The 23458-nt window shown below is 62.5% G+C and carries 21 protein-coding genes; 12 read left to right on the plus strand and 9 right to left on the minus strand.

Annotated elements, in window-relative coordinates; translation table 11 throughout:
* The first annotated feature begins 68 nt into the window (after positions 1–68).
* The 3 genes from NKJ28_RS11740 (at position 69) to NKJ28_RS11750 (ending at position 3760) form a co-directional block, all read left to right on the plus strand.
* The gene (locus NKJ28_RS11740; protein ID WP_352452107.1) at positions 69–2138 is read left to right on the plus strand and encodes an ASKHA domain-containing protein; all 2070 of its coding nucleotides are present in this window, start codon (positions 69–71) and stop codon (positions 2136–2138) included.
* A 187-nt stretch (positions 2139–2325) separates the two neighbouring features.
* Positions 2326–2508 (plus strand): hypothetical protein, encoded by a 183-nt coding sequence (locus NKJ28_RS11745; protein ID WP_023676518.1) that lies wholly within the window; start codon positions 2326–2328, stop codon positions 2506–2508.
* 268 nt (positions 2509–2776) lie between these two features.
* Complete coding sequence (locus tag NKJ28_RS11750; protein WP_352635637.1) at positions 2777–3760, plus strand: alpha/beta hydrolase; 984 nt, start codon at positions 2777–2779, stop codon at positions 3758–3760.
* A 6-nt stretch (positions 3761–3766) separates the two neighbouring features.
* On the opposite strand, the gene NKJ28_RS11755 is transcribed toward NKJ28_RS11750, so the two are convergent.
* Complete coding sequence (locus NKJ28_RS11755; RefSeq protein ID WP_023676521.1) at positions 3767–4666, minus strand: LysR substrate-binding domain-containing protein; 900 nt, start codon at positions 4664–4666, stop codon at positions 3767–3769.
* Between the two features lie 229 nt (positions 4667–4895).
* Here NKJ28_RS11755 and NKJ28_RS11760 point away from each other — a divergent pair, with 229 nt between their 5' ends.
* The 5 genes from NKJ28_RS11760 (at position 4896) to NKJ28_RS11780 (ending at position 7691) form a co-directional block, all read left to right on the plus strand.
* Positions 4896–5081 carry a hypothetical protein gene (locus NKJ28_RS11760; protein WP_352452109.1) on the plus strand — a complete coding sequence of 62 codons (186 nt, stop codon included), beginning with the start codon at positions 4896–4898 and terminating at the stop codon, positions 5079–5081.
* 335 nt (positions 5082–5416) lie between these two features.
* The gene (locus NKJ28_RS11765; protein WP_013894968.1) at positions 5417–5551 is read left to right on the plus strand and encodes a hypothetical protein; all 135 of its coding nucleotides are present in this window, start codon (positions 5417–5419) and stop codon (positions 5549–5551) included.
* A gap of 350 nt (positions 5552–5901) precedes the next feature.
* Positions 5902–6840, plus strand: coding sequence for a GlxA family transcriptional regulator (locus tag NKJ28_RS11770; RefSeq protein ID WP_348625928.1), 939 nt, complete (start codon positions 5902–5904; stop codon positions 6838–6840).
* 75 nt (positions 6841–6915) lie between these two features.
* A complete protein-coding gene (locus NKJ28_RS11775) occupies positions 6916–7203 on the plus strand; it encodes a type II toxin-antitoxin system TacA family antitoxin (RefSeq protein WP_023676524.1) in 288 nt (95 codons plus the stop codon).
* Positions 7200–7691, plus strand: coding sequence for a GNAT family N-acetyltransferase (locus tag NKJ28_RS11780; protein ID WP_352635640.1), 492 nt, complete (start codon positions 7200–7202; stop codon positions 7689–7691). The genes NKJ28_RS11775 and NKJ28_RS11780 overlap by 4 nt, the downstream gene beginning before the upstream one ends.
* A gap of 26 nt (positions 7692–7717) precedes the next feature.
* On the opposite strand, the gene NKJ28_RS11785 is transcribed toward NKJ28_RS11780, so the two are convergent.
* The 8 genes from NKJ28_RS11785 to NKJ28_RS11820 form a co-directional block, all read right to left on the minus strand.
* Positions 7718–8500 carry an ABC transporter ATP-binding protein gene (locus NKJ28_RS11785; protein ID WP_352452112.1) on the minus strand — a complete coding sequence of 261 codons (783 nt, stop codon included), beginning with the start codon at positions 8498–8500 and terminating at the stop codon, positions 7718–7720.
* Positions 8497–9273, minus strand: coding sequence for an ABC transporter permease (locus NKJ28_RS11790; protein ID WP_023676527.1), 777 nt, complete (start codon positions 9271–9273; stop codon positions 8497–8499). The genes NKJ28_RS11785 and NKJ28_RS11790 overlap by 4 nt, the downstream gene beginning before the upstream one ends.
* A 71-nt stretch (positions 9274–9344) precedes the next feature.
* Entirely contained in the window at positions 9345–10295 is a 951-nt protein-coding gene (locus NKJ28_RS11795; protein WP_352452114.1) for an ABC transporter substrate-binding protein, read from the minus strand.
* Positions 10296–10409: 114 nt separating this feature from the next.
* On the minus strand, positions 10410–11258 hold the full coding sequence (locus NKJ28_RS11800) for a DUF1194 domain-containing protein (RefSeq protein WP_023676529.1): 849 nt from the start codon (positions 11256–11258) through the stop codon (positions 10410–10412).
* 100 nt (positions 11259–11358) lie between these two features.
* On the minus strand, positions 11359–12315 hold the full coding sequence (locus tag NKJ28_RS11805) for a site-2 protease family protein (protein ID WP_352635643.1): 957 nt from the start codon (positions 12313–12315) through the stop codon (positions 11359–11361).
* A gap of 7 nt (positions 12316–12322) precedes the next feature.
* On the minus strand, positions 12323–14884 hold the full coding sequence (locus NKJ28_RS11810) for a GcvT family protein (protein WP_352635645.1): 2562 nt from the start codon (positions 14882–14884) through the stop codon (positions 12323–12325).
* Positions 14885–15152: 268 nt separating this feature from the next.
* Positions 15153–15416, minus strand: a complete 264-nt coding sequence (locus tag NKJ28_RS11815) for a hypothetical protein (protein ID WP_023676533.1) — start codon at positions 15414–15416, stop codon at positions 15153–15155.
* Between the two features lie 156 nt (positions 15417–15572).
* A complete protein-coding gene (locus NKJ28_RS11820; RefSeq protein ID WP_352635647.1) occupies positions 15573–18062 on the minus strand; it encodes a mechanosensitive ion channel family protein in 2490 nt (829 codons plus the stop codon).
* Between the two features lie 250 nt (positions 18063–18312).
* On the opposite strand from NKJ28_RS11820, the gene NKJ28_RS11825 reads away from it, so the two are divergent.
* The 4 genes from NKJ28_RS11825 to NKJ28_RS11840 are packed head-to-tail and all read left to right on the plus strand — an operon-like array spanning position 18313 to position 23453.
* The gene (locus NKJ28_RS11825) at positions 18313–19572 is read left to right on the plus strand and encodes a sarcosine oxidase subunit beta (RefSeq protein ID WP_352635649.1); all 1260 of its coding nucleotides are present in this window, start codon (positions 18313–18315) and stop codon (positions 19570–19572) included.
* 11 nt (positions 19573–19583) lie between these two features.
* Positions 19584–19880: a sarcosine oxidase subunit delta gene (locus NKJ28_RS11830; protein ID WP_023676536.1), complete on the plus strand. Its 297-nt coding sequence runs from the start codon at positions 19584–19586 to the stop codon at positions 19878–19880.
* On the plus strand, positions 19877–22873 hold the full coding sequence (locus NKJ28_RS11835) for a sarcosine oxidase subunit alpha (RefSeq protein ID WP_352623287.1): 2997 nt from the start codon (positions 19877–19879) through the stop codon (positions 22871–22873). The genes NKJ28_RS11830 and NKJ28_RS11835 overlap by 4 nt, the downstream gene beginning before the upstream one ends.
* Positions 22866–23453 carry a sarcosine oxidase subunit gamma gene (locus tag NKJ28_RS11840; protein ID WP_023676538.1) on the plus strand — a complete coding sequence of 196 codons (588 nt, stop codon included), beginning with the start codon at positions 22866–22868 and terminating at the stop codon, positions 23451–23453. The genes NKJ28_RS11835 and NKJ28_RS11840 overlap by 8 nt, the downstream gene beginning before the upstream one ends.
* Positions 23454–23458 lie beyond the last annotated feature (5 nt).

Below are 23458 nucleotides of genomic sequence, written 5' to 3' on the forward strand. Positions count from 1 at the left end.
ACCGAGACACAGCGGCATCGCTGCCGTGGCCAAGACCCGAGCTGCGTAGAAAGTAAAGTCTGGAACGTATGAACTCTCCCGTCAACATCACCGATCCGCTCGTGCTGTTCATGCCGTCGGGCAAGCGCGGGCGGTTTCCGGTCGGCACGCCGGTTCTGGATGCCGCGCGCCAGCTCGGTGTCTATGTCGAGAGCGTGTGCGGCGGGCGTGCCACTTGCGGGCGTTGCCAGATCGAGGTGCAGGAAGGCAATTTCGCCAAGCACAAGATCGTTTCCTCCAACGATCACCTCTCGCCCAAGGGCGCCAAGGAAGAGCGCTACGAGCGCGTACGCGGCCTGCCCGAGCGCCGCCGGCTGTCCTGCTCGGCGCAGATTCTCGGCGATCTCGTCGTCGACGTGCCGCAGGACACCGTCATCAACGCGCAGACCATCCGCAAGGACGCCGACACCAGGGTCATCGCCCGCGATGCGGCAATCCGCATGTGCTATGTCGAGATCGAAGAACCCGACATGCACAAGCCGCTCGGCGACCTCGACCGTCTGAAGATCGCGCTGATGAAGGACTGGGGCCTCAAGAGCCTCGATTTCGACTTCCATCTGTTGCCGCAGGTGCAAGGTATTTTGCGCAAAGGCAACTGGACCGCGACCGCCGCCATCCACAAGGACACCGACAGCGAGACCGCACGGGTCATCGCTTTGTGGCCCGGCCTCAAGAACGAGGCGTACGGACTTGCCTGCGATATCGGCTCGACCACGATCGCCATGCATCTGGTGTCGTTGCTGTCGGGCCGCGTCGCCGCCTCGTCGGGCACATCCAATCCGCAGATCCGCTTCGGCGAGGATCTGATGAGCCGTGTCTCGTACGTGATGATGAACCCGGACGGCCGTGAAGGTATGACGGTCGCCGTGCGCGAGGCCATTTCGGGGCTTGTGGACAAAGTCTGCACCGAAGGCAACGTCCAACGCAACGACATCCTGGATTCCGTGTTCGTCGGCAATCCGATCATGCACCATCTGTTCCTCGGCATCGATCCGACCGAGCTCGGCGGCGCCCCCTTCGCGCTAGCCGTCTCCGGCGCCGTGCACATCAAGGCATCGGATATCGGTTTGAAGCTCAACCAGGGCGCCAGGCTCTATATGCTTCCTTGCATTGCCGGCCATGTCGGCGCGGACGCTGCCGCAGTGACGCTGTCGGAAGGGCCGCACCGCCAGGACGAGATGATGCTGATCGTCGATGTCGGCACCAATGCCGAGATCGTGCTCGGCAATCGCCACCGGGTCGTGGCGGCCTCATCGCCAACTGGCCCGGCCTTCGAAGGTGCGGAAATCTCCGGTGGCCAGCGCGCCGCACCGGGTGCCATCGAGCGCGTCCGCATCGATCCTGAAACGCTGGAACCGAAATACCGCGTCATCGGCTCGGAACTCTGGTCCGACGAGCCGGGCTTCCTCGACAGCGTGCAGGCGACCGGCGTCACCGGTATTTGCGGCTCCGGCATCATCGAGGTGGTCGCCGAGATGTATCTCGCCGGCATCATCTCCGAGGACGGCGTCGTCGATGGATCGCTGAGCGGCCACTCGCCTCGCGTCGTCGCCAATGGCCGCACCTTCTCGTATGTGCTGAAGGAAGGCGAGCCCAAGATCACCATCACCCAGACTGATGTGCGCGCTATCCAGCTTGCCAAGGCCGCCCTTTATGCCGGCACCAAGCTTTTGATGGAAAAGCAGCACACCGATCATGTCGACCGCATCCACTTCGCCGGCGCATTCGGCTCGTTCATCGACCCGAAATACGCAATGGTGCTGGGCCTGATTCCGGATTGCGACCTCGACAAGGTCTCGGCCGTTGGCAATGCGGCCGGCGCCGGCGCCCGCATGGCGCTGTTGAACCGTGGCTATCGCCGCGAGATCGAGGAAACCGTTAGCAAGATCGAGAAGATCGAGACGGCGCTGGAGCCGAAATTCCAGGAACATTTCGTTTATGCCATGGCGCTCCCGAACAAGATCGACCCGTTTCCCAAGCTGTCGGCGGCGGTGAAACTGCCGCCGCGCAAGACGGTGAGCGAAGACGGCATTGCCGGCGACGCTGCCCCGCGGCGGCGTTCGCGCGAAGGCCACGCCGCGCGGCGCGGGCGGGGATGACTCGCCTCCGATAGGCCGTCAGACCTTCCATTTTTCATTTGTATGCAAATGTTTCCAGGTCGCGCCGATCTGGAAACGAAATTGCGTTTTCGTGAAATCCGCCAGATACATAGGCGGAGCATTTAACCGACATCGAACGGCAGGCGGAAACAGTTTTCGGCCACCGCAACGCTCCAAGGAGATCAAGATGTCGATGTTCGAAAGCCTCGGCCGCTATGGTGCGGCCTTCAAGAAAACACGCGAAGCGCGCAAGTCGCTGCGCATCCTCAACAGCTTGCCGCCTGAGATCCAAAAGGACATTGGCTGGCCGGTGTCGCCGCGTTCGAGCGAAAGGCAGCTTTCGGTCGGATGGGGCATGCAGCGCGGATGAAATTCATCGACAAATGCAAGCTGCTCGGTATTCGCCGGAGCCGCAATGCGGCTCCGGCTGCACCCAGCAATTGGCTGCGCGCCGCGTTGCTGCCGCGGCGTTGAGCTGCGCCGGTAGGCCAGAGACTTCATGGCCGGACGCTTTGTCGACAGCTGGGATCAAACGACCGTGTTGAGATTGCATCAATCTTGACTTTTTTGGTGGCGACACAATCTTCGAAATAGTCGGGGGTTCTCTTAATCGGCTCAGCCGAAGTCCGTGTATCTGCATGCCCAGTCTCAAAAGCCACGTCGTGTCGTTCGTCCTCAGGTACAGCCGCAAGAAGGCGTTTTCCAGCCCCGAGAACCTGCAGCGCTGGATCGCCTATGCGCGCAAGACGGAAAACCATCAGCCGCCTGCGTCGCTGCGGTCACGCCTGGAGATCACAACCCGCACGATCAACGGCTTTCCCGTCTACGAGATCGCGCCCAAGGCTGGCGAGCGGAAGCGGATTCTCTACCTGCACGGCGGCGCTTACGTCTTCGAAATCACCCCCTATCATTGGCGGCTGATCGCCGACATGGCCGACCGTCTCGGGTTCGGTATCACTGTGCCGATCTATCCCATTGCTCCCGAACACGATTTCCACGCCATGTTTGGTATGGTCGGCGCTGTCTACCGCCTGATGTTCGGCGAAACCAGCGCGAACGACATCATCTTCATGGGCGATTCCGCCGGCGGAAACATGGCCGTCGTGCTGACGATGATGGCTGCGCAAAATGGCCTGCCCTTGCCATCACGCCACGTGCTGATTTCGCCCGGTCTCGACGTGTCGCTCGCCAACCCAGAAATGTATGAGGCCGAACGCAACGATCCGTGGCTGGGCATTGCCGGCGGCCGCGAGGCGATCCGACTTTACAGCGCCGGCATAGATCCCACCGACTGGCGGATCAGCCCGGTTTACGGCGACCTGTCGGTGCTGCCCAAAACGCTGCTGCTGACCGGTTCACGCGATCTGCTCACCCCCGACAATCTGATCTTCGCGGAAAAGGCGCGCGCGGCCGGCGTCGAAATTGAGATCGTCCACGAGCAAGGCATGTTCCATGTCTGGCCGTTGATCGACATGCCGGAGGCGCGACGCGCGCGGGACAGTATAGTGGCCTTCTTGACCAACGAAACTGACAGTTACCATGCCAAGGCAGGAGAGTTGTCGCTGCAGAGGACAGACCGCGACGGAACCCCTCGCGATCTGGTTGCGCCGCTCAGGTCGTAGTTTGGGTCAGAACTTCCCAGTTTCCCTGAACATCTCAAACGTCGCGCGGATATGATCGGCGACTGCCTTCACCGGCGCGCTAGCGTCCGGCGTCACCACCATGGCCAGATTGTAGGTGCCGATGTCAGGCATGCCGTCCTTCGGGCACAGCTCGACCATGTCGCTGCCGAGGAACGATTTCGGCAGCGGCGCGACTGCAAGATCCGCCATGATCGCGGCGCGCTGGCCGGCCGTGTGTGCGCTCATATAGGCGATACGGTAGTTGCGGCCCTCGCGGCCAAGCGCCTCCAATGCCCCTGCCCGCCAGGCACACCCCTCTTCCCACAATGAGACCGGCAGCGGCTCACGCAGATGCGCGCAACCGCCCTTGGCACCGGCCCAGACGATCGGCTCGGTGAGCAGCACTTCGGCGCCAATCGCGCTGGTCTTGTAGGAGTTGGTGAGCAGCGTGATGTCGAGCGCCCGGTCGTCCATGCGCCGGCGCAGATTGACGCTCTGGTCGATGGTGACGTCGACCGCGATCGATGGATGCGACTGTGCGAACCGCTTCAGCACATGCGGCAGCACACGTTCGCCGTAATCGTCCGGCGAGCCGAGCCGCACCACCCCGACAATGTCTGGAATGATGAACTTCGACACCACCTCGCGATTGATCGACAGCAGCCGGCGCGCATAGCCGAGCAGCATCTCGCCATCGGTGGTCAGCGTCACCGAACGGGCGTCGCGCGCGAACACCGAGCGGCCGAGAATGTCCTCCAGCTTCTTGATCTGCATGGAGACGGCCGACGGCGTGCGGAAGACCGCATTGGCCGCAGTGGTGAAGCTGCCGGTCTCGGCGATTGCGACGAAAGTGCGCAAAACATCGAGATCGAGCAGCGGCAGCGGATGATTGAGTGGGGCGTTCATGGCAAGTGACCTTCAATTTTTCTGATGCAAACCATCATTCCATTTCGTTTGATTGAACATCAGTTTGGGAGGATAGTCAACTCCATCGAAGGCAGGACGCATCGAAGTGGTCCCGAAACAACCATGACACGGACCTGCAATCGACACGAAATGAAGCTGAAACAAACCCGGTGTACCGCCTGACGCTGCAAGCGCCGGGACAACCCGGCCCAACGCGAAGGAGAATGAGATGTCTATCCTGTCATCCATCGGTCGGATCGCGACCGAGTTCAGCGAGGCCCGTGCCCGCTACCAGACGGAACGCGCCATTCGCGCGCTGCCGATTGAACTGCAGAAGGATATCGGCTGGCCCGAAGCTGCCGATGCCAAGGCCGGCACTCGCCATGGTGTGGGATCCTGGGCTGGAGCAAAGTAAACCGTGTGTATCAACAGCTGAAGGCCTGCCGCGCAGATCAGCCCGGCAGGCCTTTTTGTTTGTACTCCAATGATTTTCCCGAGCCATGTCGCCGTCGCATGCCGCATATGAGCAAGTCGCATAGCAGCCCGCACTGGCAATCAACACATTGTAAATAATCGAAAATCCTGGGCAGAATGCCCAAATTTGTCGCATTCCGTGTCGCTTTTCATATCAAGTGCTTCGCTTTTGCGATTTAGTTTCCCCTCACGTAAGCCTATATCATCATCAACAAACGAGCTGCCCCACTCCATCAAGCGAAGGCGACCCGTCTGAGCAACCGAATGGAGATGATCATGAAGCTTTTTGCCCGCCTCTTTGCCCGTCGCGAAATGAACCTGACGACCGCGCTCGAGCGCCAGCGCCTGGCCAACACCATGCCTGGCCAGACCGGTGCCATGGCTGCCGCGCGCCTCGGCTTCGTCGCCTGAGACGCGGCAATCCCGGCGGAAGCAGCCTAGCGCTGCTTCGAAATCGATCCAGCGCCGCTTCGGTTTTGCCGACGCGGCGTTTTCGTGTGCGCAGACTGCGTAGGCTCGTTTGCTCGATCCGGCGGCATGTCGCGTCCTTCGCCGCATAGCGATTGCCCATTTGCGACCCGTGTCGCAAATAAAGTCGCTCCGTTGCCATCTAGCCAATTGACAGGAAACGTCTTTCCTGATGTCGCTATGCTAATCGCGACATCCTGTTCGCGCCATTGCAGCGTGAGGATCTACCCGTGAACGTCGTAAAGCACCCGATTCGGCGATCGTTCGTATTCTTCCTGGTCCCCGATTTCACCATGATCGCCTTCGCGACGGCGCTCGATCCGTTGCGTTCGGCCAACCGCATGCTCGGCTATGAAGCCTATCGCTGGCGGCTCGCCAGCATCGACGGCAAGCCGGTGCGCGCCTCGAACGGCGTCGAATGCGCCGTCAACACCTCGCTGGAGGAAGAGCGCAAGAAAATGTCCGGACCGGACCGGCCGAACATGGCCATCGTCTGCAGCGGCATCAATGTCGAGCGCTACCAGAACAAATCGGCCTTTGCCTGGTTGCGCGAGGAGTACAATCGCGGCGTTGCCGTCGGCGGCCTGTGCACCGGCGCGCATATCCTGGCCGCCGCAGGCCTGCTGTCCAACAAGCGCTGCGCCATCCATTGGGAGAACCTGCCGGGCTTTTCCGAGGCGTTCCCCAAGGCCAATGTCTTCGCCGACCTCTTCGAGATCGACCAGAACATCTACACCTGCGCCGGCGGCACCGCCGCGCTCGACATGATGCTGAAGCTGATCGGCGACGATTTCGACGAAAGCCTCGTCAACCGCGTCTGCGAGCAGGTGCTGACTGATCGCGTGCGCAGCCCGACCGACCGCCAGCGCCTGCCGCTGCGCGCCCGCCTTGGCGTGCAGAATTCCAAGGTTCTGACCATTATCGAGCTGATGGAAGCCAATCTCTCCGAGCCGCTCTCGCTGATCGAGGTCGCTGACCATGTCGACCTGTCGCGCCGGCAGATTGAGCGCCTGTTCCGCACCGAGATGGGGCGCTCCCCTGCCCGTTACTATCTGGAGATCCGCCTCGACCGCGCCCGGCACCTGCTGATCCAGTCGTCGTTGCCGGTGGTCGAAGTGGCGGTCGCCTGCGGCTTTGTTTCCGCCTCGCATTTCTCCAAATGCTATCGCGAGTTGTACGCCCGCTCGCCGCAACAGGAACGCGTCGACCGCAAGCAGCTTCTAGCGGCTTGATCCAGCACGTTTCGCGGGCGCGGCCGCATTGTCATGACATTGTCTGGCGTGGTATCCTTCAATCGAGAGGTACCAATGACCAGAACCACCAGATCGGAAAAACTGGACTTGCGCCTTACCCCCCAGGCAAAGCGTACACTCGCAACCGCCGCCGCGACTGAACGCCGTTCGCTCAGCGATTTCGTGCTTGAAAGCGCGCTTGCGCGAGCCGAAGAAACATTAGCCGACCGGCGCAGCTTCCATCTCGACGCCGAAAAATGGGTCGCGTTCATGGCAGCGCTCGACGCGCCAACGCGTGATCTCCCCCGCCTCAAGCACCTATTGAACGAACCAAGCATCTTTTCCGGTCGCGATCCAGCGTGAGCGAATTCCAGATCGAGAAACTGGCCCGCACGCATTTGGTGGACATGTTCGACTGCGGTGAAGAACCGCTCAATCGCTTTCTCGTACGCTATGCATTCCAAAACCAGCAAGCCAATGCTTCGCAGACCTACATTGGTCTCTCTGGCGAAGATGTGATCGGCTTTTATACCCTGGTCGTTGGTGAAGTTAAATATGAGGGTGCGCCCGAGCGATTGACGAAAGGTCTCGCACGCCATCCGGTGCCTGTAATGCTGCTGGCGCGTCTTGCGGTCAGTCTGGACTGGCAAGGCAAAGGCGTCGGCGGCGGACTGTTGCGCGATGCCGTCCTGCGCAGTTTGCAGGCGGCGGATATTGCAGGTATCCGCGCGGTCGTCGTCCACGCCAAGAACGACGGCGCCCGCACGTTTTACGAGCGCTACGGATTCGCGCAATCGCCGACGGACCCGCTGCATCTTTACGTGCTTATCAAGGACTTACGAAGTCTCTGAGCCGTTCAGGCGCCTTGCTGACCCGACTATATCTGCGCCGTGCGCATCGCCTCGACGCGGATATCTTCCGTCAGCCGCGCCTTCAGTGCCGAAAACTCCGGGCTGGTCTTCAGCGTGTAGTGGCGCGGATGCGGCAGGTCGACGGCAACGTCCGATTTGATGCGGCCCGGCCGTGCCGTCATCACGACCACGCGCGACGCCATGAAGATCGCCTCCTCGATGTCGTGGGTGACGAACAGCACCGTTTTTTGCCGCCGCTCCCAGATGCCGAGAAGCAGTTCCTGCATCAGCCCGCGGGTCTGGTTGTCGAGTGCGCCGAACGGCTCGTCGAGCAACAGAATCTCCGGATCGTTGGCCAGTGCCCGGGCAATCGCGGTGCGCTGCTGCATGCCGCCGGAAAGCTGCTTCGGCCAATGGTTTTCAAAACCTCTCAGCCCGACGAGATCGACGTAAGAAGCGACGATTTCGCTGCGCTCGTGCTCGGCCATTCCACGTTCGCGCAGGCCGAAGGCGATGTTCTCGGCAACCGTCAGCCACGGAAACAGCGTATAGGACTGGAAAACCATGCCGCGGTCTGGACCGGGCCGGTCCACCACCCTGCCGTCGAGCAGAACACGTCCCCCACTCGGCGCTTCGAGGCCGGCGACGATCCTGAGCAGCGTCGACTTTCCACAGCCGGATGGCCCCAGGATGGTGATGAAGTCGTTGGCGGCAACCGCCAGATCGATCGGCATCAGCGCCTTGACCGGCTGCCCACCGCCGACACCGGCGAAGGTGCGCGAGACGCCTTCGATGAGCAGCTTGCTCACGCCAGGCTCCATGGAAACAGCCAACGGTTGAGCGCCTTGAATGCGAAATCGGACAACAGCCCGATCAGGCCGATGACGATGATGCCGAAGATGATCTGCCCTGTCGCCAGCCGCGACTGGCTGTTGATGATCATGTAGCCGATGCCCGACGACGAGCCGATCAGCTCGGCGACGATGACATAGGTCCAGGCCCAGCCGAGCACCAGCCGCAGGGTCTCGGCAATCTCCGGCGCATTGGCCGGCATGATCACGCGCCGCACGATGCCGTTGTCGGACGAGCCAAGCGTGTAGGCCGCCTCGACCAGGTCGCGCCGTGTGCCGCCGACCTTGACCGCGATGATCAGGATGATCTGGAACACCGAGCCGACGAAGATCACCAGCAGTTTTTCGAGCTCGCCAACGCCCGCCCACAGGATGAGCAGCGGGATGAAGGCCGATGCCGGCAGATAGCGGGCGAAGGAGACGAACGGCTCCAGGAACGCCTCCACGGGCTTCCAGGCACCCATCACGATGCCGAGCGGCACGGCAACGATGGCCGCCATCAGGAACCCGCCGAAGACGCGCCAGATGGTGATAAGGATGTCGAGCCAGAAGCGGTCCTCGACCAGCAGCCGCCAACCGTCTCTCACCATCGACAGCGGATCGGCAAGGAAAATGCGATTGACGTGGCCGCCAAGCGTGATCCACGCCCAGAACGCCACGAACAGCACGAAGAACGAAATGCCGAGCACGGTTCGAATGCCCGGCGAGACCGGATGCAAGGGGCGCGGCATCTTCGACCGTCCTCTGATCTGAATGAAAAAGCGGCGGCGCACGCGCCGCCGCCGGGCGACAATCCTGCCGGTTAGTCGGCGACGGCGCTGGTGTCGGCCAATGTCGAGACGTCAGGCGCTTCCTTGATCAAACCCATCTGCAGCAGAAGCTCGCCGGCGGTCTTGGAAAAGTCCTGGAATTCCTTGGTGAAGAACTGCTTGTTTTCAGCCTTGTCGGCCCATTTCAGGTATTTGGCCGATTCTTCGAATTCCTTGGCCGACTGCTTCACGTCGGCACCCATCGTCTCATAGGATTTCGCCGGATCGCTCTTGATCAGGTCGAGTGCCTCGAAATAGCTGTCGGCAAGCGCCTTGCCCGCATCCGGATTGGCCTTGAGGAACTCCGGCGTGCAGCCGACCGTATCGAGCACCATCGGATAGTCGAGAGTGGTCACAAGGATATGGCCCTGGTCGGACTTTTCGCGCACCGCCGAGATGAACGGCTCATAGGTGACCGCCGCATCGTTCTGGCCGGCGAGAAACGCCTGCGCCGCCGCATCCGGCTCCAGGTTGACGACCGTCACGTCCTTGGTCGACATGCCGTTCTTGTTGAGCACCCAGGCCAGCATGAAATAGGGCGAGGTGCCCGGCGCCGAAGACGCGACCGACTTACCTTTGAGATCGGCGACGGTCTTGATGTCGTTGCGGGCGACGATGCCGTCGGCGCCGTAGGATTTGTCGAGCTGGAATATCTGCTTGGTCGTCACGCCATTGGCGTTCCAGACCAGCCAGGTCTCGACCGTGGTGGCGGCGCATTGCAGGTCGCCGCTGGCGATGGCGAGCGGCCGGCTGGCTTGCGGCACCTTCTTCAAGGTGACGTCGAGGCCGTGCTTTTCGAAGATGCCGGCCTGCTTGGCGAGCGTCAGCGGCGCAAAGCCGGTCCATCCACTGATGCCGATGCTGACCGATGTGGCGGCCATCGCCGGCGCGGACAATCCGACGGCAAGCGTCAAGCTTGCGGCAAGAATTCCGATCCTGTTCATGTCGGTTCCCCTTTTATGTGTTCGGATGGGGAATTGTGTCACAGACGCCCGCAGGCTTGTCAATGAAGCAGATGCTGCACTGCGGTATGTCACCATCGACAGCAAACTCCGCCATCAGCGGCTGTTGTACATCCAGCTGCGGTCGCGCCACATTTTTTCACCGACCAGGCAGTCGGTGACGGGGATGTCCTGTGCCAGCACCAATGGCGGATGCGCCGCCTCTTCCGCCGCTCGCTGCGGCGAGGCCGGACCGGCAAGCTCCAGCACCAGCTTGCGGCGGATGGCCTCCGGAAACTGCGTCCAGTCATTGACCGGGATCATGAAGGATCCCGGCCCGCCGATGACGCAGTCGCTGTAGTAGCGGTCGAGATTGTTGACATCGTAAGCGCTGCTGAACCCGCCCCTGGTCATCAGCGGCAGGCCGTTGACGGTGATGCCTTGCTTGATCACGGCGTCGCGGGTGATATCGACAGGTGCGCCCTGGTTGTTGGGGCCGTCACCCGAAATGTCGATCACCCGCTTGACGCCCTGGAAGCCGCTTTCAGCAAAGAGATCGCTGGCGAATTCCAGCGCGCCGGAGATCGAGGTGCGCCTGGCACTGGCCGGCGGATGAGCGGAAAGCTGCGCTGCCAGCCGCTCGGCGTCGGCACGATTGGCGATCACCGTCCACGGCACGACGACCTGCTGCCAGGTCGCGCCAGCCCATTCGACATAGGTGACGGCAATCTTGCCATGAGCGCCTTCGCCGATTGCCTGCAGGACATCGTCATGCGTCAGCGCCGCCGCATAGCCATGACGCTGGATTTCGAGCTCGTCCGGCGACATGGACAGCGAAACGTCGACTGCCAGCACCAGTTCGACGTCGACCGGCTCGGCGGCGCGGGAGTTTGCAGTCAGCCATAGCACCGACGCCAGCGCGGCGGCACCCGAGACGAGATGTCTTGCACGGGCAAAACCAGACATGCCGCACGGTAAGCGAAAATCGCCGATCGACAAAGAGAAAAGCCCGGTGGAGAGCCGGTCTCATTCGGTCACATTTTTGCGAACCGCCGGAAAACGAATTTCATTCGTGGATGCGGTGCCCGCCCCGCCCCCACCACTCCACGGCCTTCTCGACATCCGTCTCGGAGGATGGGTCCGGCTTCGGTTTTCTAGCACCGACCCCGCGCGCTGCCCTCCAGTTCGGCTTGAATGACGGCGGAAGCCACAACAGAATACCCGCGGCAGGCAAGATGATCGCAAAACGCAGAATTGAAAGTACGATGCCGCAGATGCCGACGATCTGCGCGGCCCGGCGGACGCCGAAGCGTCTCAGGAACAAATGTCTTGCAATCACGCCGCCATCCAGATCGAAGGCGGGCAGGATGTTGAGAATGATAAGTGACACGTTCAACAATGCGCCAATCCAAAGCGTCCATTCCAGAGGACCGGCCGACCTTGACGGCAGCCACCCGAATGGCCCTTCGGGCGCAAGTGGGATGAGTTCTCCAAAAACCAGATAATAGGCCGCATCGAAAAACGCGGCGAGCGCGACGTTCGCCAGGGGACCCGCTATCGCAATCCGCGCCCAGGCAGGCGATGGCGCTGCGGCGCGTTTGAAACGCGTGAGCCCGCCGAAGAGATATAATTCTATCATGTCGGTGGCGACGCCTTGTCGGCGTCCGATCCAGGCGTGTGCCAGTTCGTGCAGAAATATCGACGCAAACAGAAGCGCTGCAAAGATAGAGGTATGGATCAGTGCATCCTTGGGTCGGCTCGCCCACTCGTTCAGGAAGGGCAGCACAATGGGAATTGCGAAGGTCCAGCTGACGCGAACCGGGATATTCCGGTTCAGCTGAAACACAAGCGCATCGTTTTTTCTGTCCCAGCCGATCCGCCGCAAAGGCACCCCCCAATCGCAGCGCGACGGTAAGCGAGAATCATCGCTCCACAAAGCGAAAAGCCCGACGATGAATCGGGCTTCTGCATTCAGGTCCTGCTGGCACTGCTCGGCTTGCCTGTGTGGAGAATCGGCAGGCAAGCAACGCTTAGCTGCGCGGATTGAGGTTCTCCGGGTCGTAGAGCGGCCTGTAGCCGACGGCGGCCACTTCGACCGGGTACTTCTCGCCGAAATATTCGACGCTCAGCTTGCGGCCCTCCTGGCAATACGCCCAGGGCAGGTGGGCGAGCGCGATGTTCTTGCCGAGGGTCGGACCATAGGCCACCGAGGTCGTGAAGGAGCGGCGGCCGAGCTCGTCGACGAGCGTCTCACCGGTTTGCGGGTCCATCACCGGCATCGTGCCAACCGGATAGCGGGGAACACCATTCGAATCTGTATTGTCCGTCATGATAAGCGTGCAAAGCATGGCCGGCTGATGCACCCGGGCGCGATATTCCAGATGCTTTGCCTTGCCGCAGAAATCGGCCTCCTTGACTTTCGGACGGGCAAGGTCGGCTTCCAGCAGATTGTATTCGGTCAAGAGGTCCGCGTTTTGCAGGCGCAGGCTCTTCTCCATGCGGCGGCTGTTGGCATAGGTCTCGACGCCAAAGGCCATCACGCCGGTCGACCGCAGCGCGTCCCAGACAGCCAGGCCGTCCTCGTAGCGCATATGCAGTTCCCAGCCTTGCTCGCCGACATAGGAGATGCGGAAGGCGGTCACGTCCTTGCCGGCGATCCTGACGGGCTTGATCGCGGCAAAGGGAAAATTCTCAAGCGTCAGTCCGTCGGGGTTTTCCACGACCTTGCCCAATGTTGCCCGCGCATTCGGACCCCAGATGCCGACGGTCACATATCTCTCGGTCACATCGGTGACGGTAACGTCGAAGCCTTTGTCCTCTGCCGTCCGGCGCATGTACTGGAAGTCGCGCGGCCCGGCATCGGCGCCGTCGATGACGCGGCAGCGGTCGGCCATGCGGATGACGGTCAGGTCGGCGCGCACCATGCCTTCCTCGTCGAGGAAATGGGTATAGATGCCCTTGCCGATATTGCCGTCACCGCCGATCTTTGCCGCGCACAGCCATTCCATCAGCGCGACATGGTCCGGGCCTTCCACGTCGTACATGGCGAAATGCGACAGGTTGACGATGCCGCAATCCTCGCTCATCGCGAGATGCTCGGCGTTCGAGACGCGCCAGAAGTGGCGGTTATCCCATTCGTTTTGGCGCACCGGCACCCGGTTGCCGTATTTCTCGAGCAGATGCTCGTTGGCGGCGTAGCCATGGGCGCGCTCCCAGCCGCCGAGCTCCATGAAATAGCCGCCGAGTTCCTTCTCGCGCTCCCAGAAGGGCGAGCGGCGGACATTGCGAGCCTTGGAGAAGGGCTCGCGCGGATGGACCGCCGGGTTGTAGACCTTCATCGCGGTTTCGGTGCAGCGATCCCAGATGAACTGTTCTTTCGTCTGGTGCGGATAGAAACGCGAATAGTCGATGGCGTGGTGGTCGATCGCCGTGCGGCCGTCCGTCATCCAGTCGGCGATGAGCTTGCCCATGCCGGGGCCGTCCTTGACCCAGATCGCCACGGCATACCAGAGGCCCCTCACCTTCTGGCTTTCGCCCATCGAGGGGCCGCCGTCCGCCGTCACCTGCAGCAGGCCGTTGAAGGAATGGCTCTCATTGTAGCCCAGCTCGCCCAGGATCGGCGTCAGTTCCATGGCGCGCTCGAGCGGCGCCAGGATCTGCTCCATGTCGAGATCGCGTTGCGACGGCGAAAGCCGTGCCCGGTTTTTCTCGAGAAGATCGCGCGGATGGCAAAGGCGCGGATTGGTCTCTTCGTAATAACCCCATTCGATCTGCCCGCCTTCGGCGGTCTTAGGGTCGCCAGTATCGCGCATGTAAGCCGAGTTGCCCTGGTCGCGCAGCAGCGGCCAGCCGATCTCCTTGCCGGTGCCGGCGAACTCAGTGTACGGCCCGAAGAAGGTAAGCGGATGGTCAATCGGCATGACCGGCAGGTCCTCGCCCGCCATTTCCGCGATCAGCCGTCCCCAGATGCCGGTGCAGACCACGACATAGTCGGCTTCGATGGTGCCGCGGTCGGTCACCACGCCCTTGATGCGGCCGTTCTCGATGACGAGCGACCTGGCCGACGTATTGGCAAACGCCCTGAGTTTGCCGGAAGCTTCCGCCTGGTCGACAAGCTTGCCGGCGACGGTCTGCGAGCGCGGGATGACGAGGCCGGCGTCGGGATCCCACAGGCCGCCCTGTACCATCTGTTCTTCGATCAGCGGGAATTTTTCCTTGATCTCGGCGGGATCGATCAGGCGGGCGCGTGTGCCGAAGGCCTTCGCCGAGGCGATCTTGCGCTTGATCTCCGCCATGCGAGCGTCGTCGCCGACGCGGGCGACCTCGAGGCCGCCGATGCGCGCGTAGTGACCCATCTTTTCGTAGAAATCGATGGAATAGAGCGTCGTCCAGCACGACAGGAAATCATGGCTGGTCGTGTAGCAGAAGTCGGAGGCATGCGCCGTCGAGCCGATATCCGTCGGGATGCCCGATTTGTCGATGCCGACAATATCGTCCCATCCGCGCTCGATCAGGTGATGGGCGACCGATGCGCCGACGATGCCGCCCAGCCCGACGATGACGACCTTCGCCTTTTCCGGAAACCCTGCCATTGCCCGCGACTCCAAGATGCTATTGCGAGCAGACTATAGGGCGGCGCGGCGCCGCGCTTGCAGCCTGTTTGCGACATCGCCAAAAAAGCCCGCGCCACCAGCCCGTCGAATGCAGTTAGACCTACGCCTTCGCCCTGCTCGGTACGAAGGCGCTGCTAGAGCCCGCCCTGCGCAGCTTCGAAGAAAAGTGCATACCTTCATCGCCGATTACCGGAAGCAAATAAAAGGCCGGGCGTTTGCCCGGCCTTCAAAAATCATGGCGTCGACTTTACTTGATGCGCGCGACGCCGCCCGAGATCTCAATCGTCTCCGAACCGGTCAGCGCCTCGAGGTCGCCATTCGGCAAGGTAACAAAACAGCCGCTCGGGCAAAATTCCACGGTTTCGCCGGCGGCCAGCGCCAGCTCGGTCTTGCCGCCGCCTTCCGTCACGATCAGCGTGCGGGTCTCGGCGTCCTTGTTGACCGCGCTGGCGGCATGGGCCGAACCGCCCACGGCCAGAAAAGCGATGGCGGCGACGAGAGACTTCCACATTTTGCAGTATCGGTGTTGCCACCGCCTCTGTTGCATTTCGCAAGGCATTCTCGCCGTTTGCAGGTGAGCTTATATGCAATGCAAGCTGAACGGCAACTGAATGCCGCATTCATGCCGCAATTGGTTTCCGAAGGCTTGAAGGCAAGCTCCAAACAGCTAGTCAGGATCGGGCTTCCGCACCTTGCGTCCCGACTTGGCGAGACGTTTCGCCTCGACCGCCGCCAGTGCTTTTGCTTGTTCCCGCTCGACGAATTCGACTTCGATCTTGTCGTCGTCGATCGGCCACGCTTCGTGCTTTTTGGTCTCGACGACGGCGCGCGGTGTCGACGGAATTTCGATATGCTGGTCGGCGAACACATCGAAGATGGCAAAGCGGATGTCGTTCTGGACGATATTGCCACTAAGAACGTCTGCCAGGAATACGCGGATCTCGAATTCGAGCGCGGCCGGGCCGAAATTGGAAAACAGCACGAAGGGTTCGGGGTTTTTCAGCACCAGCGGATGACTGCGCGCGATCTCCAACAGGACGCCATGCACGTGCTTGATGTCGCTGCCATAGGCGACGCCGACCTTGATATCGATGCGGCCGAGCTTGTTGCGGTGCGTCCAGTTCCCGACCGCATTGTTGATCAGGTTTGAATTGGGCAGGATCACCGACTGCCGCTGGAACGTTTCGATCTCGGTGGCGCGCACGCTGATCTTCTTGACCGTGCCGCTGATGTCACCGGCGACGATCCAGTCGCCGACCTTGAACGGCCGCTCGGCCAAAAGGATCAGGCCCGAGACGAAGTTGGAGACGACATTCTGCAGGCCAAAGCCGATGCCGAGAGACAGGGCGCCTGCGACCAACGCGAGATTGGAGAGGTCGATACCGGCCGCCGAGATGCCGACCAGTGCCGCGACCGCGACGCCGGCATAGCCGACCGCCAGCCGGATCGAATTGCGCACACCGGTGTCGACCCGGCCGCGCGCCATCACCGAACCGTCGAGCCAGCCCTGGAACCAGCGCGTCAGGAAATAGCCGATGATGAAGACGACGACGCCAGTGAGGATGCCGGTGACCGAGATCGTCACCGAGCCTATGGTGAGGCCCGTCGCCAATTTGTAGGCCCAAGCCTGGATGTCGCCGGGCTGGAAGCCCCACATCAACAGGATCAGCGGCAGGAACACCAGCACGATCATGATGTTTATGGCGGCGCTGACGACAAGCCCGAGCTGGTCGAGCGCGGTCTCTTCGTAGCTTGAATTGGCCGCTAGCCAGCGCCCGATCGAAGTGTTGGCGAAACCACCTTCCATGCCGATCGCCCGCGCCGACAGGAAGCCGATATAGGCGGTGACCAGGATAGTGCCGGTAACCACGACCTGCACCGAGACGAAAATAGCAAGGCCGATAAAGCCGAGCAGCGCCGACGCTATGGTGAATAGCCCTAGCGCGACGGCGGTGTAGCGCAGCCATGCCGGCCACGGGCGCCAGCTCCCGTCGGCAGCCTTGAACGGCTTCAGCAGGCCCATCAGGATCAGGATGACGCCGACGCTGATGGTGGCGACAAAGCTTCTGGCGATGGTCAGCGATAGCGGCGAGCCCATCTTGTCGTTGACGACCGACAGGAAATAATTGATGCCGATGGCGACGGCCATGGCAGTCGTCAGCCGCACCAGCCAGCGCGCCGGGCCGGTTTCGACCGGGATCAGACGCCAGTTCGGTAATCGCGGTTCCAGCGCCGCATTGGTCAGCCGGTTGACGCAGAACACCACCGCGATAACGGCAACCAGCGAATTCAGGAAGATGCCGATGTCGCCGCGCAAGACATTGTAATAATTGAAGAAGAAGACCGTCGAGATAAGGAAGGCGCCAACCGCCAGCGACGGCAGCAATGTCGACCAGAACGCCACCGACAGGCGGCTGAGATAGGATGGATCCTCGACGGAAGGATCGGCTTCGAAGACGCGGCCGAACAGGCGCCGCCCGCCGACAAAAAGCACAGCGGCCAGCGCAAGCGCCATCGACGTCGCGGCAAGAATTGCCTGGAACTTGAACTTGAAGGCGAAGCTCAGCCAGGACGACACCGCCTTGTAGAAACTGGTAAATTCGTCATTGGCGTCGGAAATGACCTCCGGGCTCAATGCATCGGACAGCACGTAGCGCTTGGTGAGCTGATTGCGGAACAGCTCGCTGCGCATGTTGCCGATCTTCTCGATCAGCCCGCTGATGCGGATCGACAGGTTCTGCGCGCTGGCAATGACGGCGTTAATCTCGGCTTTTTCGGAAGCCAGCGCCTGGCGTTCACCGGTCACGATGTCCGGCTCGGCCGGCTGGCCCGCGGCCGGCGGAGGTCCCAGCGTCTCGATCCGATCGTTGATATCGCCGAGACGCGAGCGGAACGCCAGCGCGCTGGTGAGCGCCGCCCGCGACAGATCCTCCAATTGCAGGCGGATTTCCACCAGGGTGGCATCGTCTTGGCCGTCCTGCTGTATCTTCTTCTCGAGATCGTCGGTTTTGGCCGTCAGGCTCTGGATGACCTTCTGCTGGTCTGTGACCAGCCCGGCGGCACCCTGCCCGAGCGCCTGCGCCATCGCGTCGAACGACGGCGGCGCCAAGACAACAAGCGCAACGATCAGGACCAGGCGGAGTAAACGAAAGAACATGATTTTTCTGGCGACTCGCGGACGGCAGCGGCAGTTTTGAAGCACGTCCTTGATAAAGACGCTCATATCACGGGGCAAGTCATGCCAGGCGGCTCGTTTTCGAAGTCCGCCAATCGAAGTCGGCCAATCCAGTCGAAGTCGGCCAATCCAGTCGAAGTCGGGGAGTCGAAAAGCGATGGCGCAATCTTGGCTTTGCGTTGGCCGCCTGCTCTATAGTCTGCCGCAAAGCCTGAAATGGATGACAATAAGAATGGCGGAATATTCGGCCTTTTCGCTTCTCAAGAACGCGCTGACCGGAAACAAGGACTGGAGGCCGGCCTGGCGCAAGCCCGACCCGAAGGCGTCCTACGACGTGATCGTCATCGGCGGCGGCGGCCATGGCCTGTCGACCGCTTACTATCTCGCCAAGGAGCACGGCATCACCAATGTCGCCGTGGTGGAGAAGGGCTGGCTCGGTTCCGGCAATGTCGGCCGCAACACCACGGCGGTCCGTTCCAACTATCTCCTGCCGGCCAACACGCGCTTTTACGAGCATTCGATGAAGCTGTGGGAGAACCTGGCCCATGACCTCAACTACAACGTCATGTTCTCGCAGCGCGGCTGCCTGAACCTCGCCCACACACCTGCTCAGCTCGACGACTATGCCCGGCGCGGCAACGCCATGCGCCATCTCGGCGTCGACGCCGAACTGATGACCACGGCCGAAATCGCGCGCCTGGTGCCGGCGCTCGACGTCTCAGCCACCGCGCGTTTCCCGATCGTCGGTGGCCTGATGCAGCGGCGCGCCGGCACCGCCCGCCACGACGCCGTCGCCTGGGGCTATGCGCGCGGCGCAGATCGCCGCGGCGTCGACATCATCGAAAATTGTGAGGTCACCGGCTTCCTGCGCGACGGCGACCGCATCACCGGCGTCACGACAACGCGCGGCGAAATCCGCGCAAAAAAGGTAGCGGTCGCGGTTGCCGGCAGCACCGGGCGGGTCATGCGGCTTGCCGGCATCGAGACGATGCCGATCGAGAGCCACGTGCTGCAGGCCTTCGTCACCGAATCGCTAAAACCGTTCATCGATACGGTCCTGACCTTCGGCATGGGCCATTTCTATATGTCGCAATCGGACAAGGGCGGCCTTGTCTATGGCGGCGATCTCGACGGCTACAACAGCTACGCCCAACGCGGCAGCCTGCCGATCGTCGATGAGGTGATGAGCGAGATGCTGGCGCTGTTCCCTGGGCTGGCCCGTGTCCGCATGCTGCGCTCATGGGGCGGCGTCTGCGACATGTCGATGGACGGCTCGCCAATCATCACCACCGGTCCGCTGCCGGGCATGTATCTCAACTGCGGCTGGTGCTATGGCGGCTTCAAGGCGACGCCGGCTTCCGGCTGGTGCTTTGCCTGGACCATTGCCAAGGACGAGCCGCACGGTCTCAACGCGGCCTTCACGCTCGACCGCTTCTACCGTGGCCTGGTGATCGACGACAAGGGCCAGGGCGCCACGCCCCGGCTGCATTAGGTTAGAGATCCATGCTCATCACCTGCCCCTATTGCGGCCCGCGCGACGTGATCGAATTCACCTATCAGGGCGACGGCAATCGCCAGCGCCCACAGCCCGCCTCGCAGAACCTCGACGCCTGGAACGCCTATGTCTACGACCGGCTTAATCCAGCCGGCGACCACAATGAGATCTGGCAGCATTCCGGCGGCTGCCGCGCCCATCTCAGGGTCGTGCGCAACACGCTGACGCACGAGATCTCCAGCACCGCGTTCGCGCGCGGCGACCACAACTCGGTTGCGCGGCACCGGGCCGAGGACAAGCCATGAGCCCGCGCCGTACAGAGGCCGGGGGCCGCATCGACCGGCTGCGGACCATCCGTTTCACCTTCGACGGCGCGCCTTATACCGGCCATGCCGGCGACACGCTGGCTTCGGCGCTGCTGGCCAACGGCGTCACCCTGTTTGGGCGTTCGTTCAAATATCACCGCCCGCGCGGCCTGCTGACCGCCAGCGTCGAGGAACCGAACGCGCTGGTCACAGTGTTGAGGGGCGAGGTTCGCGAGCCGAACATCCCCGCCACAATGGTCGAGATTTATGACGGGCTGGCCGCAATCAGCCAGAACCGCTTCCCTTCGCTTGCCTGGGACATCAGTGCCGTGAACCAGCTCGGCGGCAAGCTTTTGTCGGCCGGCTTCTACTACAAGACCTTCATGGGACCGGTGATCGGTCCGCTGAAGGGCACTCGCTTCTGGATGTTCTGTGAGCATTTCATCCGCCGTGCCGCCGGCCTGGGCAAGGCAGGCACGGCTCCCGATACGGCGCGCTACGAACGCATGAACGCGTTCTGCGATGTGCTGGTAGTCGGCTCCGGCCCGGCGGGGCTGATGGCCGCCAGGGCGGCTGCCGATCAGGGTGCACGCGTCATCCTGGCCGAGCTCGAGCCGCATTTCGGCGGCTCGGCCAATTGGTCGGGCGAGACGATCGATGGCATGCCGGCCGCCGACTGGGCAGCGCGCGCCGCCGGCCAGCTCGAAGGCCGTGACAATGTCCGCCTGCTGCCGCGCACCACCGTCTGGGGCTATTATGACGGCAACACGCTTGCCGCGCTCGAACGTGTCACCGACCACAAGGAAACGCCCGGCAAGGGCGAATCGCGCCATCGCTACTGGACGATCCGCGCCAAGTCGGTGGTGCTGGCCACCGGATCCCTGGAGCGTCCGCTGGTCTTTCCAGGCAATGATCGGCCAGGCGTAATGCTGGCGCATGCTGCCGAGCGTTATGCCATTGAATATGGCGTGCTGCCCGGCGACAGGATCGGGCTGTTCACCAACAATGACAGCGCCTATCGCGCGGCCCTGGCGCTGAAGAAGGCCGGCGCCGTGGTCGTCGCCATCATCGACGTGCGCCCTGAGCTTTCGAGCGAAATGCGCAAGCTGGCCGGCGAGACCGAGGCCGAGATCCTTTCTGGCCACGCGGTGATCGCCACCGAGGGCGGCAAGGCGCTTTCCGGCTTCAAGGTGCAGCGCTTCGACATGGTCAACGGCGCGCTTTCCGGCGATGCGCGCAGCATCCACGCCGATTGCCTATTGATGTCGGGCGGCTGGTCGCCGACCATTCATCTGGCCAGCCAGGCCGGAGCCAAAGCGGAATGGAACGAAGCATTGCAAGCGTTCCTGCCGCCCAAGCCGACGACACAGCAATGGATCGGCGCCGGCGCCTTCACCGGCAGTTTCTCCACCGCCGAGGCGATCGCCGAAGGTCGCGCCGCCGGTCTTTCCGCTGCGGGCGCAACCGCCACGCCGGCGGCCTTGCCTGCCGTCGAAGCAGCACCTGGCGATCCCGATCCGGCGCCGGTGTTCGAGATCAAGGCCGAAGGAAAAAGCTTCGTCGACTTCCAGCATGACGTGACGGCGGATGACGTGCGGCTGGCGCATCGCGAAGGCTTCGTCTCGGTCGAGCATCTGAAGCGCTACACCACGCTCGGCATGGCAACCGACCAGGGCAAGAGCTCCAACATACCCGGCCTGGCCATAATGGCCGAGGCGCTGGGCAAGCCGATCCCGCAGGTCGGCACGACGCGCTTTCGCCCGCCCTTTTCGGCGGTGTCGATCGGCTCGCTAGCCGCCGAACGCTTCGGCGATCTGAAGCCCGAGCGGCTGACGCCGATGCATGACTGGCACGTCGCCAACGGCGCCACCATGTATTCCGCCGGCCTGTGGTATCGGCCGATGATCTACGGCCATCCCGGCGAGACGATCGAGCAGGCCTATGTCCGCGAAGCGAGAGGCACGCGCGAGAGCGCCGGCATCGTCGATGTCTCGACACTGGGCAAGATCGCGGTGCAAGGCCCCGACGCGGCGGAATTCCTCGACCGCCTATACACCAACATGTTTTCGACGCTGGCCGTCGGCAAGGCGCGCTACGGGCTGATGCTGCGCGAGGACGGTCTCGCCTTTGACGACGGCACCACGTGGCGCCTCGGCGAGCAGGATTTCCTGATGACCACCACCACCGCCAATGCCGGCAAGGTGATGCAGCATCTGGAATATTTCCTCGACGTGATCTGGCCGGCGCTGAAGGTCCACGTCACCTCGGTGACCGACCAATGGGCCGGTGCCGCCATCGGCGGGCCGAAGGCAAGGCAGATACTGGCTGCTTGCGTCAGCGGCACTGCCGTCGACAATGCCGCCCTGCCCTTCATGGGCATCGTCCACGGCGAAATCGCCGGCGTGCCGGTGATGATCTGCCGGCTGTCCTTCTCCGGCGAAATGGCCTTCGAGGTCTATTCCGGCGCCGGCTACGGCACCCATGTCTGGGAGGCGCTGATCGAAGCCGGCAAGCCGTTCGGGCTGGTGACCTACGGGCTGGAGGCGCTGGGCACCATGCGCATCGAGAAAGGCCACGTCACCGGTGCCGAGATCGACGGCCGTACCACGGCACGCGACCTGCATCTCGACTGGATGCTGTCGAAGAAGAAGCCGTTCATCGGTTCGGCGATGATGGACCGCGAGGGGCTGATCGCGCCCGACCGCCTGGAACTCGTCGGTATTGTTTCGCTCGACAACCAGCCGCTCAATGGCGGCGCACACATCGTCGAGGAGCTTGACGAAGCCAATCCGCACGGCTCGCTTGGCCACATCACCGCTTGCTGCTATTCGCCGGCGCTGGGTAAATATATCGCGCTTGCCCTGGTCAAGGGCGGCAAGGCGCGGCGCGGCACGCGCGCTTATGTCTCCGACCCGCTGCGCAACCGGTTCGGGCCGGTCGAGATCGTCTCCAACCATTTCTTCGATCCGGACGGGAGCCGCATGCATGGTTGAACGCCAATCGCCGCTTGAGCCGGTGCTGCATCCGGGCTCGCATGGCAATTTCGAGCATGGTGTCGAAATCATCCTCTCCGAAACCAGGCCGGGTTCGATCCTGCAGCTCGCCGCCTGGCCCGGCGAGGAGAAGAAGTTGATGGCCGGCATCCATGCGGTCACCGGCCTGGCTTTGCCCGACGGCGCCGGTGGCGGTGTGACGAACGGCGCCAGGTCGGTGTTCGGCTTTGCGCCGGGAAAGTTCACTGTGGTCGATGAAGCCGAGGGATTGGCGCCGGCCTTTGCCAGTGTCGTCACTTCGGCCATCGGTACGGTGACCGACCTTTCGCACGGCCGCACCGCGATCCGTATCGCCGGGCCGAAGGCCGAGTGGGTGCTGGCGAAATTCTTCGCCATCGACTTCGCGCTGCCGGCCTTCCCGATCGGCGCCGGCCGCTCGACCATGCATCACGACATCTTCGCGCAGATCCAGCGCACCGGCGCCGATCAGTTCGACATCTATGTGTTCCGCTCGTTTGCCCGCTCGTTCTGGAAAGCGCTCTGCCATGCGAGCGAGGAAGTCGGCTACGAAGTGCAGTAGAGCCG

Source organism: Mesorhizobium sp. M0145 (genome assembly GCF_040322355.1).
In the GTDB taxonomy this organism is placed as follows: domain Bacteria; phylum Pseudomonadota; class Alphaproteobacteria; order Rhizobiales; family Rhizobiaceae; genus Mesorhizobium.

What these genes read in the sequence shown, in the direction of transcription:
- NKJ28_RS11765 (WP_013894968.1), top strand. Translation starts at nt 5,417, where the DNA reads ATGAAGCTTTTTGCCCGCCTCTTTGCCCGTCGCGAAATGAACCTGACG.
- NKJ28_RS11810 (WP_352635645.1), bottom strand. Translation starts at nt 14,884, where the DNA reads ATGGCAGGGTTTCCGGAAAAGGCGAAGGTCGTCATCGTCGGGCTGGGC.
- NKJ28_RS11825 (WP_352635649.1), top strand. Translation starts at nt 18,313, where the DNA reads ATGGCGGAATATTCGGCCTTTTCGCTTCTCAAGAACGCGCTGACCGGA.
- NKJ28_RS11840 (WP_023676538.1), top strand. Translation starts at nt 22,866, where the DNA reads ATGGTTGAACGCCAATCGCCGCTTGAGCCGGTGCTGCATCCGGGCTCG.
- NKJ28_RS11835 (WP_352623287.1), top strand. Translation starts at nt 19,877, where the DNA reads ATGAGCCCGCGCCGTACAGAGGCCGGGGGCCGCATCGACCGGCTGCGG.
- NKJ28_RS11830 (WP_023676536.1), top strand. Translation starts at nt 19,584, where the DNA reads ATGCTCATCACCTGCCCCTATTGCGGCCCGCGCGACGTGATCGAATTC.
- NKJ28_RS11820 (WP_352635647.1), bottom strand. Translation starts at nt 18,062, where the DNA reads ATGTTCTTTCGTTTACTCCGCCTGGTCCTGATCGTTGCGCTTGTTGTC.
- NKJ28_RS11800 (WP_023676529.1), bottom strand. Translation starts at nt 11,258, where the DNA reads ATGTCTGGTTTTGCCCGTGCAAGACATCTCGTCTCGGGTGCCGCCGCG.
- NKJ28_RS11770 (WP_348625928.1), top strand. Translation starts at nt 5,902, where the DNA reads ATGATCGCCTTCGCGACGGCGCTCGATCCGTTGCGTTCGGCCAACCGC.
- NKJ28_RS11750 (WP_352635637.1), top strand. Translation starts at nt 2,777, where the DNA reads ATGCCCAGTCTCAAAAGCCACGTCGTGTCGTTCGTCCTCAGGTACAGC.
- NKJ28_RS11745 (WP_023676518.1), top strand. Translation starts at nt 2,326, where the DNA reads ATGTCGATGTTCGAAAGCCTCGGCCGCTATGGTGCGGCCTTCAAGAAA.
- NKJ28_RS11760 (WP_352452109.1), top strand. Translation starts at nt 4,896, where the DNA reads ATGTCTATCCTGTCATCCATCGGTCGGATCGCGACCGAGTTCAGCGAG.
- NKJ28_RS11775 (WP_023676524.1), top strand. Translation starts at nt 6,916, where the DNA reads ATGACCAGAACCACCAGATCGGAAAAACTGGACTTGCGCCTTACCCCC.
- NKJ28_RS11795 (WP_352452114.1), bottom strand. Translation starts at nt 10,295, where the DNA reads ATGAACAGGATCGGAATTCTTGCCGCAAGCTTGACGCTTGCCGTCGGA.
- NKJ28_RS11740 (WP_352452107.1), top strand. Translation starts at nt 69, where the DNA reads ATGAACTCTCCCGTCAACATCACCGATCCGCTCGTGCTGTTCATGCCG.
- NKJ28_RS11755 (WP_023676521.1), bottom strand. Translation starts at nt 4,666, where the DNA reads ATGAACGCCCCACTCAATCATCCGCTGCCGCTGCTCGATCTCGATGTT.
- NKJ28_RS11815 (WP_023676533.1), bottom strand. Translation starts at nt 15,416, where the DNA reads ATGTGGAAGTCTCTCGTCGCCGCCATCGCTTTTCTGGCCGTGGGCGGT.
- NKJ28_RS11790 (WP_023676527.1), bottom strand. Translation starts at nt 9,273, where the DNA reads ATGCCGCGCCCCTTGCATCCGGTCTCGCCGGGCATTCGAACCGTGCTC.